This window comes from Streptomyces sp. NPDC047014 (genome assembly GCF_040644195.1).
Lineage (GTDB): Bacteria > Actinomycetota > Actinomycetes > Streptomycetales > Streptomycetaceae > Streptomyces.
Window position 1 is genome coordinate 1 of sequence record NZ_JBEYVX010000117.1, and the last position, 15,459, is coordinate 15,459.

General features: G+C 72.8%; 14 protein-coding genes and 2 pseudogenes. 6 read left to right on the plus strand and 10 right to left on the minus strand.

The window, feature by feature from the left end:
• Positions 1 to 85, minus strand: a pseudogene (locus ABZ873_RS31685) (aldo/keto reductase); the annotation flags it as partial.
• On the opposite strand from ABZ873_RS31685, the pseudogene ABZ873_RS31690 reads away from it, so the two are divergent.
• Together ABZ873_RS31690 and ABZ873_RS31695 are read left to right on the plus strand one after the other, a co-directional pair.
• Positions 85 to 1,227 (plus strand): annotated as a pseudogene (locus ABZ873_RS31690) (AMP-binding protein); the annotation flags it as partial. The pseudogenes ABZ873_RS31685 and ABZ873_RS31690 sit on opposite strands and share 1 nt — an antisense overlap.
• A 68-nt stretch (positions 1,228 to 1,295) precedes the next feature.
• Positions 1,296 to 1,901: a TetR/AcrR family transcriptional regulator gene (locus tag ABZ873_RS31695; protein ID WP_360879453.1), complete on the plus strand. Its 606-nt coding sequence runs from the start codon at positions 1,296 to 1,298 to the stop codon at positions 1,899 to 1,901.
• Between the two features lie 93 nt (positions 1,902 to 1,994).
• On the opposite strand, the gene ABZ873_RS31700 is transcribed toward ABZ873_RS31695, so the two are convergent.
• From ABZ873_RS31700 to ABZ873_RS31735, 8 genes are all read right to left on the minus strand, one after another.
• The gene (locus ABZ873_RS31700) at positions 1,995 to 3,194 is read right to left on the minus strand and encodes a S8 family serine peptidase (RefSeq protein WP_360879456.1); all 1,200 of its coding nucleotides are present in this window, start codon (positions 3,192 to 3,194) and stop codon (positions 1,995 to 1,997) included.
• 189 nt (positions 3,195 to 3,383) lie between these two features.
• On the minus strand, positions 3,384 to 4,607 hold the full coding sequence (locus tag ABZ873_RS31705; protein ID WP_360879458.1) for an acyl-CoA dehydrogenase family protein: 1,224 nt from the start codon (positions 4,605 to 4,607) through the stop codon (positions 3,384 to 3,386).
• 9 nt (positions 4,608 to 4,616) lie between these two features.
• The gene (locus tag ABZ873_RS31710) at positions 4,617 to 5,657 is read right to left on the minus strand and encodes a phosphotransferase family protein (protein WP_360879461.1); all 1,041 of its coding nucleotides are present in this window, start codon (positions 5,655 to 5,657) and stop codon (positions 4,617 to 4,619) included.
• Positions 5,658 to 5,789: 132 nt separating this feature from the next.
• The gene (locus tag ABZ873_RS31715) at positions 5,790 to 6,701 is read right to left on the minus strand and encodes an MBL fold metallo-hydrolase (protein WP_360879464.1); all 912 of its coding nucleotides are present in this window, start codon (positions 6,699 to 6,701) and stop codon (positions 5,790 to 5,792) included.
• 84 nt (positions 6,702 to 6,785) lie between these two features.
• Positions 6,786 to 7,082: a hypothetical protein gene (locus ABZ873_RS31720; RefSeq protein WP_360879467.1), complete on the minus strand. Its 297-nt coding sequence runs from the start codon at positions 7,080 to 7,082 to the stop codon at positions 6,786 to 6,788.
• 101 nt (positions 7,083 to 7,183) lie between these two features.
• A complete protein-coding gene (locus tag ABZ873_RS31725; RefSeq protein WP_360879470.1) occupies positions 7,184 to 7,507 on the minus strand; it encodes a DUF202 domain-containing protein in 324 nt (107 codons plus the stop codon).
• Positions 7,504 to 7,902, minus strand: coding sequence for a DUF202 domain-containing protein (locus ABZ873_RS31730; protein WP_360879472.1), 399 nt, complete (start codon positions 7,900 to 7,902; stop codon positions 7,504 to 7,506). Before ABZ873_RS31730 ends, ABZ873_RS31725 begins: the two co-directional genes overlap by 4 nt.
• 4 nt (positions 7,903 to 7,906) lie before the next feature.
• Positions 7,907 to 8,431 carry an NUDIX domain-containing protein gene (locus ABZ873_RS31735; RefSeq protein WP_360879475.1) on the minus strand — a complete coding sequence of 175 codons (525 nt, stop codon included), beginning with the start codon at positions 8,429 to 8,431 and terminating at the stop codon, positions 7,907 to 7,909.
• A gap of 84 nt (positions 8,432 to 8,515) precedes the next feature.
• Here ABZ873_RS31735 and ABZ873_RS31740 point away from each other — a divergent pair, with 84 nt between their 5' ends.
• The gene (locus ABZ873_RS31740; protein WP_360879478.1) at positions 8,516 to 10,171 is read left to right on the plus strand and encodes an FAD-binding dehydrogenase; all 1,656 of its coding nucleotides are present in this window, start codon (positions 8,516 to 8,518) and stop codon (positions 10,169 to 10,171) included.
• A gap of 142 nt (positions 10,172 to 10,313) precedes the next feature.
• Here ABZ873_RS31740 and ABZ873_RS31745 read toward each other — a convergent pair whose 3' ends face one another.
• On the minus strand, positions 10,314 to 10,739 hold the full coding sequence (locus ABZ873_RS31745) for an ASCH domain-containing protein (RefSeq protein ID WP_360879481.1): 426 nt from the start codon (positions 10,737 to 10,739) through the stop codon (positions 10,314 to 10,316).
• 310 nt (positions 10,740 to 11,049) lie between these two features.
• On the opposite strand from ABZ873_RS31745, the gene ABZ873_RS31750 reads away from it, so the two are divergent.
• From ABZ873_RS31750 to ABZ873_RS31760, 3 genes are all read left to right on the plus strand, one after another.
• A complete protein-coding gene (locus tag ABZ873_RS31750; protein WP_360879484.1) occupies positions 11,050 to 11,997 on the plus strand; it encodes a hypothetical protein in 948 nt (315 codons plus the stop codon).
• Positions 11,998 to 12,098: 101 nt separating this feature from the next.
• A complete protein-coding gene (locus tag ABZ873_RS31755; RefSeq protein WP_360879487.1) occupies positions 12,099 to 13,643 on the plus strand; it encodes an APC family permease in 1,545 nt (514 codons plus the stop codon).
• Positions 13,644 to 13,854: 211 nt separating this feature from the next.
• Positions 13,855 to 15,294, plus strand: a complete 1,440-nt coding sequence (locus ABZ873_RS31760; protein ID WP_360879490.1) for an amino acid permease — start codon at positions 13,855 to 13,857, stop codon at positions 15,292 to 15,294.
• Positions 15,295 to 15,459 lie beyond the last annotated feature (165 nt).

The following is a 15,459-nucleotide window of genomic DNA, read 5'->3' on the forward strand; positions in this document are numbered from 1 at the left end:
GCGCCTTGCCCTGCTGGACCGCGGACGCCAGCGCGCCCATGGTCTCCTCCAGCGGGGTCTGCGGGTCGAAGCGGTGCGAGTAGAAGAGCCCCCGGCGCCCCCGAGGCGGAGGACTTCGCCGCCGTGGCCCGGGGCGGGCACCGGCCGCCCGGGGACCCGCGGCTCACCGCCGCCGAAACCGCCCTCATCAGCTACACCTCCGGCACCAGCGGCACCCCCAAGGGCGCGATGAACCCGCACGGTGCCCTCACCTACAACGCCGTCCGGCAGGTCACCGCCCACCCCCTGCCCGAGGGCGCCGGCTACTTCGCCCTCGCGCCGCTCTTCCACATCACCGGCATGGTCTGCGAGCTCGCCGCCTGCTTCGTCAACGCGGGCACCCTCGTCCTCGCCCACCGCTTCCACGCCGGCGCCGTCCTGGACGCCTTCCTCGAACACCGCCCCGCCTACGCCGTCGGCCCGGCCACCGCCTTCATGGCCCTCGCCGCCCACCCCGACGCGACCCCCGGCCACTTCGCCTCCTTCCAGGTGCTCTCCTCCGGCGGCGCCCCGCTGCCGCCCGCCCTCGTCGCCCGGCTGCGCGGCGCCTTCGGCTTCTACCTGCGCAACGGCTACGGCCTCACCGAGTGCACCGCGCCCTGCGCCAGCGTCCCCGTGCACCTCGAAGCCCCTGTCGACCCGGCCTCCGGGACCCTCGCCGTGGGCCTGCCCGGTGCCGACACCGTCGTGCGGATCCTCGACGAGCACGGCGCCGAGCTGCCCTTCGGCGAGACCGGCGAGATAGCCGTCCGCGGCCCGCAGCTCGCCTCCGGCTACTGGGGGCTGCCCGCCGAGACCGCCCGCGCCTTCCCCGGCGGGGAACTGCGTACCGGGGACGTGGGCTTCATGGACCCGGACGGCTGGCTGTACGTCGTCGACCGCAAGAAGGACATGATCAACGCCTCGGGCTTCAAGGTGTGGCCGCGCGAGATCGAGGACGTGCTCTACACCCACCCCGCCGTCCGCGAGGCCGCCGTGGTCGGCGTCCCCGATCCGTACCGGGGGGAGAGCGTGAAGGCGTACGTGAGCCTGCGCCCCGGCAGCTCCGCGCGGCCGGAGGAGCTGTCCTCCTACTGCGCCGCGCGCGTCGCCGCGTACAAATACCCGCGGCAGGTGGAGATCCTGCCTGTCCTTCCGAAGACGACCAGTGGCAAGATCCTGCGACGGGAACTGCGCGAGCGCGGCTGAAAACATTCGTCCGCTCGTACAGCTGATCGCGGTGACCAGGCAGGACAGAGGAAGGGAAGGGCAGCGACATGGCGGCCAGGACCACGGAACCCGCAGGCACGCACGAGGCCCCGGTACCGCAGCGGCTGCTGGCCGTCGCCACCCGGCTGTTCGCCGAGCGCGGCTACGACCGCACCTCCGTGCAGGAGATCGTCGAGGCGGCCGGCGTCACCAAGGGCGCGCTCTACCACTACTTCGGCTCCAAGGACGACCTGCTGCACGAGGTGTACGCGCGCATGCTGCGCCTCCAGCAGCAGCGCCTCGACGCGGTGGCCGGCTCGGAGGCGCCCGTCGAGGAGCGGCTGCGGGCCGCGGCCGCGGACGTGGTGGTCACCACCATCGAGAACCTCGACGACGCGATGATCTTCTTCCGCTCGATGCACCAGCTCAGCCCGGAGAAGTACAAGCAGGTACGGGCCGAGCGCCGCCGGTACCACGAGCGCTTCCGGGCGCTGATCGAGGAGGGCCAGCGCACGGGCGTGTTCTCCGACGCCACCCCCGCCGACCTGGTGGTCGACTACCACTTCGGCTCCGTGCACCACCTGTCCACCTGGTACCGCGCGGACGGCCCGCTCACCCCCCAGCAGGTCGCCGACCACCTCGCGGACCTGCTGCTGCGCGCCCTGCGGCCGTAGATCCCGCCGCGCACACGGCGGACGGCCCGCCCCCCGGCGCGCCCCTGGCGGGGGCGGCCGGGTGACGGGCCGTCCGGGATCCCGTTCCCCCTGCTACGGGATGACCTTCAGCAGCTTGTTCGGGGTGCCCGAGGACGGGTTGGTCACCGCGCCCGCGGTCGCCCCCGCCGTCAGCGCCGCCGAAGCCTGCGCCGGGGTGGAGGAGGGGTGCCCGGCCAGGTAGACCGCCAGGGCGCCCGCGACGTGCGGGGCGGCCATGGAGGTGCCGGAGATGGTCTTCGTACCGGTGTCACTGTCGTTCCAGGCGGACGTGATGTCCGAGCCCGGCGCGTACAGGTCCACCACCGAGCCGAAGTTGGAGAACGAGGACTGGGAGTCGTCCTTGGTGCTCGACGCCACGGTCACCGCCTCCGGGACGCGGGAGGGCGAGCCCTGCCCGGCGTCGCTCGACTCGTTGCCCGCCGCGACGGCGAAGGTGACGCCCGAGGCGATCGCCCGGCGCACCGCCTCGTCCAGCGCCTCGTCGGCGCCGCCGCCCAGGCTCATGTTGGCCACCGAGGGACCCGAGTGGTGCTGGGTGACCCAGTCGATGCCCGCCACGACCTGCTCGGTGCTGCCCGAGCCGTTGTCGTCCAGCACCCGCACCGCCACGACCTTCGCCTTCTTGGCGATGCCGTGCGCGGAGCCGGCTATGGTGCCGGCGACGTGCGTGCCGTGCCCGTTGCCGTCGTCGGCGCTGTCGTCGTTGTCGATCGCGTCGAAGCCGCTCGTGGCCCGTCCGCCGAAGTCCTTGTGCGTGGTGCGGACCCCGGTGTCGATGACGTAGGCGGTGACGCCCTCACCCGCGCTGTCGGGGTAGGTGTACTTCTTGTCTCCGGCCGTTTCCTTCTGGTCGACCCGGTCCAGCCCCCACGAAGGCGGGTTGTCCTGGGTGGCCTTGATGGTGAACTTCTTGTTCTGCACGACCTTGCCGACGGCCGGGTCGGCGGCGAGCCGCTTGGCCTCCGTCTCGGTCAGGCCCGCGGCCGAGAAGCCGTTGACCCCGGAGCCGTAGGAGCGCTTGAGCTCGCCGCCGTACTTGCGGGCCAGCGCTTCCTTGTTCGCGGATGCGTCGAGCATGACGACGTAACTGCCGTCGATCGCACCGGGCGCGCCCAGTCCGTACACCGTGCCCTCGGGCGGTGCGGCCGCCCCCGCGAAGGGGGACGCGAACAGGGTCGCGGCGGCCACCGTGGCAGCTCCCGCACCGATGGCCGCGTACCGGAAACCGCGCGAGCGCTTGTGAGTTGACATAGAGAGGGTTCTCCTCGTGTTGACGTGTGGGGCGTCAAACCTTCTGGAAAACCCTCTTCCGATTGACAGGAGCAAATCAAGGTCACCCCGGCCGTTCGGCCATATTCAACAAGGTTTCTTAAAAGGCCCCCCGCATCGCCTTCACCTCGTACACACGTTCAGCAGAACTCCCGCACGAATGATCCACTTTCACCGCCGTCCCGTGTGCCGCGCCAGCTCCCGGCGCGCGAGCGAGCGCTGGTGCACCTCGTCCGGCCCGTCGGCCAGCCGCAGGGTCCGCGCCGCCGCCCACAGCTCCGCCAGCGGGAAGTCCTGGCTCACCCCGCCCGCACCGTGCAGCTGCACCGCCCGGTCGAGGATGTCCACCACCGCGCGCGGGGTCGCGATCTTGATGGCCTGGATCTCGGTGTGCGCGCCCCGGTTGCCGGCCGTGTCCATCAGCCAGGCGGTCTTCAGCACCAGCAGCCGCAGCTGCTCCACGGTGACCCGGGCATCCGCGATCCAGCCCTGGACGACGCCCTGGGCGGCCAGCGGCTTGCCGAAGGCCGTACGGTCCACCGCGCGCCGGCACATCAGCTCGACGGCCCGCTCCGCCATGCCGATCAGCCGCATGCAGTGGTGGATGCGGCCCGGGCCCAGCCGCGCCTGGGCGATCGCGAAGCCGCCGCCCTCCTCGCCGACCAGGTTCGCCGCCGGGACCCGCACCCCGTCGAAGACCAGCTCGGCATGGCCGCCGTGGTCGTGGTCCTCGTAGCCGTACACCGTCATCGCCCGGCGTACCTCCACCCCCGGGGTGTCCCGGGGGACCAGGACCATCGACTGCTGGCGGCGCGGATCGGCGCCCTCCGGGTCGGTCTTGCCCATCACGATGAAGATCCGGCAGTCCGGGTTCATGGCCCCGGAGATGAACCACTTCCGCCCGGTGATCACATACGCGTCCCCGTCGCGCTCGATCCGCGTCTCGATGTTCGTGGCGTCCGAGGAGGCCACCTCGGGCTCCGTCATCGCGAAGGCGGAGCGGATCTCGCCCGCCAGCAGCGGGTGCAGCCACTGCTTCTTCTGCTCCTCGGACCCGAACTGCGCGAGCAGTTCCATGTTCCCGGTGTCCGGGGCGGCGCAGTTCGTCGCCATCGGGGCCAGGTGCGGGCTGCGGCCGGTGATCTCCGCCAGCGGGGCGTACTGGAGGTTGCTCAGCCCGGCGCCGTGCTCCGGGTCGGGGAGGAAGAGGTTCCACAGGCCCTGGCGGCGCGCCTCGGCCTTCAGTTCACCGAAGACGGCCGGGGTGTCCCAGGGCGAGGCCAGCCGCGCGCGCTGCTCGGCGGCGACGGGCTCCGCCGGGTACACGTACTCCTCCATGAACGCGAGGAGCCGCTCGCGGAGTTCCTCGGTCCGGGCGTCGAATGCGAAGTCCATGGGTGTGGCTCAGCCTTCCTTGAGTTCCTGGAGGGTGGTCAGTCCGTGCTCGATGAAGACCGGCACCAGCTCGCCGATCCGGTCGAAGCCCGCGCCGACGGTCTGCCCGAGCGTGTAGCGGTAGTGGATGCCTTCGAGGATCACCGCGAGCTTGAACCAGGCGAAGGCGGTGTACCAGGCGATGGCCGAGGTGTCCCGGCCCGAGCGGGCGGCGTACCGCTCCACCAGTTCGGCGGGGGCCGGATGGCCCGGCGCGCCGCTCGTCGTACTGACCGGGGAGCCGGTGAGGCCCAGGTCCGCGCTGTACATCACGAGCAGCCCGAGATCGGTCAGCGGATCGCCCAGCGTGGACATCTCCCAGTCCAGCACCGCCCGGATCCGGTCGTCCGGCCCGCCGATCAGCACGTTGTCGAGCCGGAAGTCCCCGTGCACCACCGCCGGGGCGGGGGAGCGGGGCAGGGTGCGCCCGAGGGCCGCGTGCAGCTCGTCGATCCCGGCCAGCTCCCGCCCCCGGGAGGCCGCGAGCTGCTTGCCCCAGCGGCGCAGCTGCCGGTCCAGGAAGCCCTCGGGCCGGCCGAAGTCGCCCAGCCCCACCGCCTCCGGGTCCACCGCGTGCAGGTCCACGAGGGTGTCCACCAGGCCCAGCACCGCCCGCCGGGTGCGCTCCGGCCCCAGTGCCGCCAGCTCGGCGGCCGTGCGGTACGGGGTCCCCTCCACGTACTCCATGACGTAGAACGGGGCCCCGAGCACGGCCTCGTCCTCGCACAGCAGCACCGGCTCCGGCACCGGCACGGCCGTCCCGTGCAGCGCCGCGATGACCCGGTGCTCGCGTTTCATGTCGTGCGCGGTGGCCAGTACGTGGCCCAGCGGCGGCCGGCGCACCACCCAGCGGGCGGTCCCGTCGGTGACCTCGTAGGTGAGGTTCGAACGGCCTCCCTCGATCAGCAGGCCGCGCAGCGCCCCGGCCACGAGACCGGGCCGGACCAGGTCGAGATGGCCGCGCAGCCGCTCCAGGTCCAGGCCGCGCGGGTCGGCGGGGGCTGAGGTCATGGGCGCACCTCCGTGCGGAGAGTCGGTGAGGGACGGGCGGCGGTGCGTGGGCGCACCGCCACACGCCATCATGCCGACCAGTCGGTATGTCGTCCAGAGGGCGGGCCGGAGGAACACCTCCGGCCCGCGCCCTCAGGCGTGGCAGAGGATCGGCGTCCCGCCGTTCATCACCGTCATGTCCGCCAGCACCGCGAGGATGTCCAGCGGCGCGCCCTCCGGCCGCCCGTCCAGCTCCGCGTAGGCCCGGTGCAGGTTCGCCACCAGCCGCTCGCTCTCGCGCCAGGCGGCGAACTCGCCGAGATCGGCCCGCCGGGCGGCCTCCAGCGGGGTGAGGCCCGCGGCCCGTGCCTCCCGGGCGAGCGCGTCCACGTACCGCAGATAGCGCTCGGTGGCCTCGTAGGCGGAGGCGTCGGTGAGCGGGCCGTGGCCGGGGACGACGGTCTCCGCCTCCAGGGAGCGCAGCAGCTCCAGCGCCCGCAGGGAGCCCGCCAGCGAGCCCATGGCCAGGAAGGGCGTGCCCCCGGCGAAGACCAGGTCCCCGGTGAAGACCACCCGCTGCCGGGGCAGCCAGACGACGGAGTCCCCGGTGGTGTGCGCGACCCCCGGGTGGATGATCCGCACCTCGGTGTCGCCGAGGTGCAGGGTGGCCCGGTCGGTGTAGGTGAGGTCGGGCGGGACGATCTCGACCGCGCCGAAGTCGGTCGCGGGCCAGATCAGCTCCAGCTGGTGCCCGGCGGCGAGCTGCTCGCTCCGCGCGCTCTCGTGGCCGAGGATCATGGCCCCGGGGGCGAAGACCCCGTTCCCGTAGGTGTGGTCGCCGTGGTGGTGGGTGTTGACCACCGTGCGGGGGAGCGGCACCCCGGCGGCGGTGACCGCCGCGCGCAGGGCGAGGGCCCGGCGTTCGGTGGCGGCGGTGTCCACCAGCAGGGTCCGGCCGCCGTCGCTCACGAAGCCCGCGTTGTTCAGGCACCAGCCGCCGTCCGGCTGGACATAGGCGTAGACCCCCGGCGCGGGCTTGACGACGTACGGTTCTTCGGCGGGCATGTGCGCTCTCCCCAGGTCGCTCCGACAGGCGATCGGCATCCTGTCAGCCCGCGCCGCGCCGGGGGAGAGCGGGGCCCTCGCCCGTCAGTGGTCGTCGTAGTGGCCGTCGTGCGCGGCGTGCCGGTGGCCGTCGTGCAGATAGTCCACGTGGTCGCCGTGCCGGACCGTCTCGTGGCCGCAGTTCTCGCCGTGCGCGTGGCTGTGGTCCTCGTGGGCGGTGTGGCCGGAGGGCTCGCACTCGTCCCAGTGGCCGGAGTGCTCCCGGTGCAGGTGGCCGTCGTGCGCGTAGTCGACGTGGTCGCCGTGCGGGACGGCCTGGTGGCCGCAGTCCGTGCCGTGCGCGTGGGGGTGCGTCGGGTGTTCGTGGTGGAGGGTCGTCATGCGGCCGAGAGTAGTGCGAAGGGTCGACTATCGCCCGTTGTGTCCCAAGTGTCCGAAGGGCTGCGGCGAAGTCGGATGATCGGACCGCCCCGGGCGTCCGCTCACAGGATCACCGCCACCGCGAACACCGCCAGCCCCGCCGTGCACAGCACCACCGCCAGCGCCGCCCGCGGAGCCAGCGCCTCCGGCCGGACCGCCGCCAGCGCCCGGATCCGCCGGTGCGCCACTCCCAGGAAGGCCAGCCACAGCAGTACGGTCACCGCCGCCCCGCCCAGCTCCACCGGCGAGCCCGAGCCCCGCAGCGTCTGCCGCAGCGCCAGCACCGCCACCACCGAGGCGGCCAGGGTCGTACGCCGCCACGCGAGCCGGGTCCGCTCCGGCTGGAGCCCGGCGTCCCGCTGCTCGGCCACGCCCGGGGCGCTCACCGCCCGGACGTCCAGCCCAGCAGCACGACCACCACCATGGACACCGCCACCAGCCCCACCCCCAGGCTCAGCACCACGGGGAACCGCGACAGCGGCAGATCCTCACCCCGCCGCATCGCCCGCTCGCAGCGCACCCAGTGGTTCACCGCCCGCAGCGCGCAGGCCGCACCCACCGCGAGCAGCGCGAAGGCCATCCCGACCCGCACCCCCCACCGCAGGTCCGGCAGGAACTGGTCCACGGCGAAACCGCCGCCGACCAGGGCCAGCGCGGTACGGATCCAGGCCAGGAAGGTCCGCTCGTTGGCCAAAGAAAATCGGTAGTCCGGCGTATCGCCCTCGTCCCTCAGCCGCGCGGGCGCGAACCACAGGCGTACGTCCTTGACGAAGTCGATCACCTGATCAATCTACTGGCGGCAGCCGGTACGCGCGCAGCCGCCGGTACGCCTCCAGTCCGTCCGGCACCCAGGGCCACTCCCCGCCCGCGACCCGCCGGTCCAGCTCCTCCTCGGTGAGGAAGGTGTGCCAGTCCACCTCGGACTCCTGCGGCGCCACCGGCAGCCCGCACCGCACCTCGTGCACATACGACCACCAGGCCCCGCCCGGCCCCTCGTACAGGAACTTGAACAGCGGCTCCGGCCGCGGCAGCCCCCGTACCCCCAGCTCCTCGCCGGCCTCCCGCAGCGCCGCCTCCGCGTAGCTCTCGCTGGCGCCGACCACCCCGCCCACGAACATGTCGTAGTGCGAGGGGAAGACCAGCTTCGAGGCGGTCCTGCGGTGTACGAAGATCCGCCCCTCGGCATCCCTGGCCTGCACGAACACACACCGGTGCAGCAGCCCCCGGGCGTAGACCTCGCCCCGCGGGGCCTGCCCGGTGACCCGGTCGTCCCGGTCCACCACGTCCAGTACTTCATCAGCGGCACTCACGGGTTCATCCAACCACCGCTGTTGACTGGTTACCGCTCCGTAGCAAAGGATCTGCCCCACCACCGACGGAGGACGGGTATCCGCATGACCTACGACGCAGACGTGATCGTGATCGGAGCCGGGCTGGCGGGCCTCGTGGCCACCGCGGAGCTCGTCGACGCCGGACGCAAGGTCCTCCTGCTGGACCAGGAGCCCGAGCAGTCCCTCGGCGGCCAGGCCCACTGGTCCTTCGGCGGCCTCTTCCTCGTCGACTCGCCCGAACAGCGCCGGATGCGCATCCGGGACAGCCACGCGCTCGCCCTCCAGGACTGGCACGGCACCGCCGGCTTCGACCGTGAGGAGGACGCCTGGCCGCGCCGCTGGGCCGAGGCGTACGTGGACTTCGCGGCCGGCGAGAAGCGCTCCTGGCTGCACAGCCGCGGGGTGCGCTTCTTCCCCGTGGTCGGCTGGGCCGAGCGCGGCGGCTACGACGCCAACGGCCACGGCAACTCCGTCCCCCGCTTCCACATCACCTGGGGCACCGGCCCCGGCCTGGTGGAACCCTTCGAGCGCCGGGTCCGGGAAGGGGTGGCCCGCGGCCTGGTCCGGTTCCGCTTCCGCCACCGGGTCACCGGCCTGGCCGCCACCGCCGGAACCGTGGACACCGTCACCGGCGAGATCCTGGAGCCCTCCGACGCCGTACGCGGCACCGCCAGCGGCCGCGAGACCACCGGCTCCTTCTCCCTGCGGGCCCAGGCGGTGATCGTCACCAGCGGCGGCATCGGCGGCAACCACGACCTCGTACGGGCGCAGTGGCCCGCCCGGCTCGGCACCCCGCCGCAGCGCATGCTCTCCGGGGTCCCGGCGCACGTCGACGGCCTGATGCTCGGCATCGCGGAGCGGGCGGGCGCCAGCCACATCAACAAGGACCGGATGTGGCACTACACCGAGGGCATCCAGAACTGGGACCCGATCTGGGCCCGGCACGGCATCCGCATCCTGCCCGGCCCCTCCCCGCTCTGGCTGGACGCCACCGGCAAGCGGCTGCCCGTACCGCTCTTCCCGGGCTTCGACACCCTCGGCACCCTCGACCACATCATGCGCACCGGCCACGACCACACCTGGTTCGTGCTCAACCAGCGTGTCATCGGCAAGGAGTTCGCCCTCTCCGGCTCCGAACAGAACCCGGACCTCACCGGCCGCTCCGTCCGCGACGTCATCACCCGCGCCCGGCAGGCCGTCCCCGGCCCGGTGAAGGCGTTCATGGACCACGGCGCCGACTTCGTCGTCGAGAAGGACCTCCCGGCCCTGGTGCGGGGGATGAACGCCGTCACCAAGGAGGACCTGCTCGACGAGGCCGCCGTCCGCCGGGAGATCGTGGCCCGGGACCGGGAGATCGCCAACCCCTTCACCAAGGACCTCCAGGTCACCGCCATCCACGGCGCCCGCAGATACCTCGGCGACCGGCTGATCCGCACCGCCGCCCCGCACCGGATCCTCGACCCCGCCGCCGGCCCGCTGATCGCCGTACGGCTGTCCATCCTGACCCGGAAGTCCCTGGGCGGCCTGGAGACCGACCTGTCCTCCCGCGTCCTGACCCCGGCGGGCGAGCCGCTGCCGGGCGTCTACGCCGCCGGCGAGGCCGCCGGATTCGGCGGCGGCGGGGTCCACGGCTACCGCGCCCTGGAGGGCACCTTCCTCGGCGGCTGCATCTTCTCCGGCCGGGCCGCGGGCCGCGCCGCCGCCGAGGCGGTGGGCTGAGCACGCGGGGAGGGGGACGGCGGCGCGGCGGTCACCGCGGTCATCGGCATCGCGGTCACCGCCGTCACCGTGGTCATCGGCATTGCGGTCACCGCCGTCACCGTGGTCACTGCCGTCACCGCGCTCACCGCCGTCACTCCGGTCACGGCAGCAGTTCGACCACCCGGAAGCGCTCCGCCACCACCATGCTGTCGTCGTCCACGGTGAAGGCCGGATCGCCGACCGCCGCCCGCACCGGCTCGCTGTGCCAGAACTCCTCGTGCGCCGTACGCCATTCGGCCACCGAGGTGTAGCCCTCGCCCTCGTCCAGGGCGTGCCGCAGCCCCACGTCCCCGAGCCGCAGCACCTCCACGGCCGTCACCTCCACCACCGCGACCGCCCGCTCCGCGGAGTCGACGAGCACCGAGCGCGCGCCCGGCTCCGGCAGCGGCTCGCGCTCCGCCTCGTACTCCGCGAGCAGGCCCGTGGTCGCGGTCTTCGCCCCGCTCAGGACGGCGGAGACCAGCTGGTCGCGCAGCGGGCCGGGGAAGCCCAGCAGATACGGCGGAAGAGCGTCGTGTGCGTTCATGTGATCACCCTACGGTGTCGCCCGGTACCCGCCTGAACCCGCACAACCGACCCAACTCACACGGACATCGCAGCAGTTGAAACCCGCCAGGGGGCGGACCGGACCTTGACTCGGAGCTGCGCCTACCGCTTTGCTGTGCGTGATCACCGGAGTGCTCACCGCAGTCTGCCCCCGGAGAACCGCCCGCGCGGCTCCCCGGAGAGCCCCCGCGCGATCCACCCGGCCCCGTCCGTACCGCCCGCCCGCCCGCGCCCCGCGCGCGCGGCGCACCCGTACCTCGTCCGCCCGCGTCCTGGAGGGAAAACCGCGGATGTCCCCGCCTCCGCCGCCCCTCGGCCGCACCCGCAAGCGGGAAGCCCAGCTCTTCGACCCGGCCCTCTGCGACACCGAACTGGTCGACGTACGTACCCAGTTCACCCAGGGCCGCTGGGCCAGGGCCCGCGCCCTGCTCGTCGGCACCGGCGACGACTGGGACCGCCGCGGCCACCGCGTCGTCGTCCTCGCCCAGACCCCGGCGGCCACCGCCTGGGCCCGCGAATGGCTGCTCGCCGAACCGGAGAGCGCCGACGCCGCCACGCTGCTCGCCTGCGCCTCGGTCTTCGCCGCCCTGCGCCACAAGGGCACCCCCGCCGCCGCCGAGCAGGCGTGCCGCCGGGCCGCCGCCCTGCTCCCCGACGACCCCACCCCCTGGCTGGGGCTGCTCCTGCTCTCCCGCGCCTTCGGCACCGAGGAGGAGTTCAGCCGCCACTTCGACCAGGTCCGGGCCCGCCACCGCGAGCACCACCACGCCCACCACCTCATGGTCGGCCGCCTCGCCGAACGCACCCTGGCCCCCGCGCAGGACCCCCTGCACGAGGTCTACGACTTCGCCGCCTGGGCCGCCGAGGAGTCCCCGGCCGACTCCCCGCTCGCCGTGCTCCCCGTCGTCGCGCACGCCGAGCGCTACCGGGTGCTCGCCGCCACCCGCGGCCACAGCCCCGAGGCGGCCGCCGCCCACTGGGCCGGGCGCCGCGCCCGCCAGGTCCTGCGCTCCGCCTTCGACTGGTGGCTGGAGTGGGAGCGCGACGACCACCCCCGCAACCGCGTCGACCTCAACTTCCTCGCCCACGCCAAGCTCTGCGAGGGCCGCCCCGCCGAGGCCGCCGCCCTCTTCCTGCGCATCGGCAGCCACGCCACCCGCGCTCCATGGTCCTATCCGGACCGCGACCCGCAGAAGGCGTTCCTCGCGGCGCGCAACATCGCGCTGGGCACCACCTGACGCACGACCTCCGCATCCCCGACGAGATCCCTCACGGGATCCCCCACGAGATCCCTCACGAGATCCCTACGAGAGAACCGCGCTCCCGAAAGGACGCCGCCATGCCGACGGGCAGATCCACCACGCTCCACGAGCCGGCCGAGATACGCACGTTCAAGGGCCAGGACCGGGCGCTGCGCGCCGACCGCCTCGGCACCGCCGGTCTGCTGCTCTCCGTCCTCGCCGCCAGCGGCCCCCTGATGGTCGTCGGGGGTGTCATGCCCACGATCTTCGGGCTGATGGGAGTGGTCGGCCAGCCCCTCCTCTTCGTCGTCCTCGGCCTCGTCCTCGCCCTGTTCAGCGTCGGCTACGCCGAGATGAGCCGCCACGTCCACAACGCCGGCGCCTTCTACGCCTACATCGCGCGCGGTCTCGGTCCCACCGCCGGAGCCGGCGCCTCCGTCGTCGCCCTCGTCGCGTACAGCGCCATGCAGGTCGGCGTCTTCGGCCTCCTCGGCTTCGAGATTTCCGGCCTCTTCGCCACCTATCTGCACATCGAGCTCGCCTGGTGGATCCCCGCCCTCGCCGCCGTCGCCGTCACCGGCGCCCTCGGCTGGCTCAAGATCGACCTCAACGCCAAGGTCCTCGGCGTGCTCCTGCTGATCGAGGTCCTGCTCGTCGTCGCCTTCGACGCCGCCGCCCTCGCCGAGCCGGGCCCGCAGGGCCTCTCCCTGCACGCCTTCAACCCCGAGGCCCTGAGCGGCCCCGGCCTCGGCACCGCCCTGTGCTTCTGCATCGCCGCCTTCGTCGGCTTCGAGCAGGCCCCGGTCTACGCCGAGGAGACCAGCAGGCCGGACATCGTCGTCTCCCGGGTGATGTTCCTCGGCGTCGGCTTCGTCGCCCTCTTCTTCGCCTTCAGCGCCTGGGCCCTCACCGTGGCCACCGGCCCCGGCCAGGTCGTCGCGACCGCCGCCGACGCCGGCCCCGGACTGCTCTTCGAGCTCACCCAGGCCCGCCTCGGGGCCACCTTCACCGACGTCCTGCACGTGCTCTTCGTGACCGGCATCTTCGCCGCCATGCTCAGCTTCCACAACGTCGTCGCCCGCTACGCCTTCGCCATGGGCCGCGAGGGCCTGCTGCCCGCCGCCTTCGGCCGTACCAACGCCGGCACCGGCGCCCCCGCCACCGGCTCCCTGCTCCAGACCGGCATCGCCACCCTGGTCGTCCTCGCCTTCGCGGTCACCGACGACCTGCCCGCCGGCGACCCCACCGCGCCCGTCCTGCACCTGTTCACCTGGATGGGCAGCGTCGGCGCCCTCGGTGTGACCCTCCTCATGGCCACCGCCTCCTTCGCCGTGATCGCCTTCTTCGTCCGCCGCGGCACCGCCGCCGCCCAGATCTGGCGCCTGGTGGCCGCCGGGGCCGCCGGTCTGGCCCTGCTCGCCATCGCCGTCTACACCGTCAAGGACTTCGCCGTCCTGGTCGGCGCCGAGAAGGGCTCCGCCCTCAGCTGGATCCTGCCCGGCATCATCGGCGCCGCGGCCGTCGGCGGCCTGCTGTACGGAGCCGTGCTGCGGCGCAGCCGCCCCGAGGTGCACGCCCGGATCGGGCTCGGCAACGAGGCGTTCCGGCTCGACCAGGCGGCAGGGGCCCCGACCGCCGACTGACCTCGTTTTCCAGCTCCAGGAACGCCCCCGACGCCCGTTTCCAAGGTCGTCGGGGGCTTCGGCGTACAGGGGGCGATTTTGGCGGCTGAGCGGGCCTCGTGGTCTCCTGGGGCGATCAAAACACCCGGATCGCACCACAGGGGACACCACCCGGCTCCCCCGCTGGCCGCTCCGGCCTGTGCCTGTCCCACCCACGAAGGCGAAGTCCTACATGAGTGACCGCACCTTGACCGAGGCCACCGCCCCGGCGCCCTCCCGACATGTCGACGCCGGTGACGAGGGGTACAGCAAGGACCTCAAGTCCCGCCACATCAACATGATCGCGATCGGCGGGGCCATCGGCACCGGCCTCTTCCTCGGCGCGGGCGGCCGCCTCGCCGGTGCGGGCCCCTCCCTCGCGATCGCCTACGCGGTCTGCGGCGTCTTCGCCTTCTTCGTCGTACGGGCCCTCGGCGAGCTCGTCCTCTACCGCCCCTCCTCCGGGGCCTTCGTCAGCTACGCGCGCGAGTTCATGGGGGAGAAGGGCGCCTACACCGCGGGCTGGCTCTACTTCCTGAACTGGTCCACCACCACCGTCGCGGACATCACGGCCGCCGCGACCTACGCCCACTTCTGGTCGCTGTTCACCGACGTCCCCCAGTGGGTCCTCGCCTTCGTCGCCCTGGCCGTGGTCCTCACCGCGAACCTGATCTCGGTGAAGTATTTCGGCGAGATGGAGTTCTGGTTCTCCCTGGTCAAGGTCGCCGCCCTGGTGATCTTCCTGCTCGTCGGCATCTGGCTCGTCGCCACCAGCCACGACATCGGCGGCAGCACCCCGGGCCTGGCCAACATCACCGACAACGGCGGCCTCTTCCCCGTGGGCGTCCTGCCGATGCTCCTGGTGATCCAGGGCGTGGTCTTCGCGTACGCCTCCGTCGAGCTGTGCGGCGTCGCCGCCGGTGAGACCGAGAACCCCGAGAAGATCATGCCGAAGGCGATCAACTCGATCATGTGGCGCGTGGGCGTCTTCTACGTCGGCTCCGTGGTCCTGCTCGCGCTGCTGCTGCCGTACACCTCGTACTCCTCCGGCCAGAGCCCCTTCGTCACCGTCTTCGACAAGCTCGGCGTCCCCGGCGCCGCGGGCATCATGAACCTGGTCGTCCTGACCGCCGCCCTCTCCAGCCTGAACTCCGGCCTCTACTCCACCGGCCGCATCCTGCGCTCCATGTCCCTCGCGGGCTCCGCGCCGAAGTTCACCGGCGTCATGAACCGCGGCAAGGTCCCCTACGGCGGCGTCCTCTTCACCGCCGCCTTCGGTGTCGCCGGCGTGGGCCTGAACGCCTGGATGCCCGGCGAGGCGTTCGAGATCGTCCTCAACCTCGCCTCCCTCGGCATCCTCGGCACCTGGGCGATGGTCATGCTCTGCTCGCTGTTCTTCTGGCGCCGCGCCCAGCAGGGCCACGTCGAGCGCCCCGCCTACCGGCTGCCCTGGGCCCCGTACACCCAGATCGTGACCCTGGTCTTCCTGCTGACCGTCCTGGTCCTGATGTGGTGCGACGGCGGCGTGGGCCGCACCACGGTCCTCCTGGTCCCCGCCATCGCGGCGGCCCTGGTGGCCGGCTGGTACCTGGTCCGCGGCCGCGTGGCAGAACTGGCCGCCTCCCGCAACTGACCACCGGTGCCATTTGGGGCCGGAAGCCCGCTTCCGGCCCCAGAGGGCTTCCGCGTATCCGCTGCACCCACAGCATGACAAAAGAGCCGGTCGGAGCGATCCGACGACCAGCTGTTCATGCCGACCGTACGGGAGGACGTGGCCTTCGGCCCGGCCGCCTCCGGA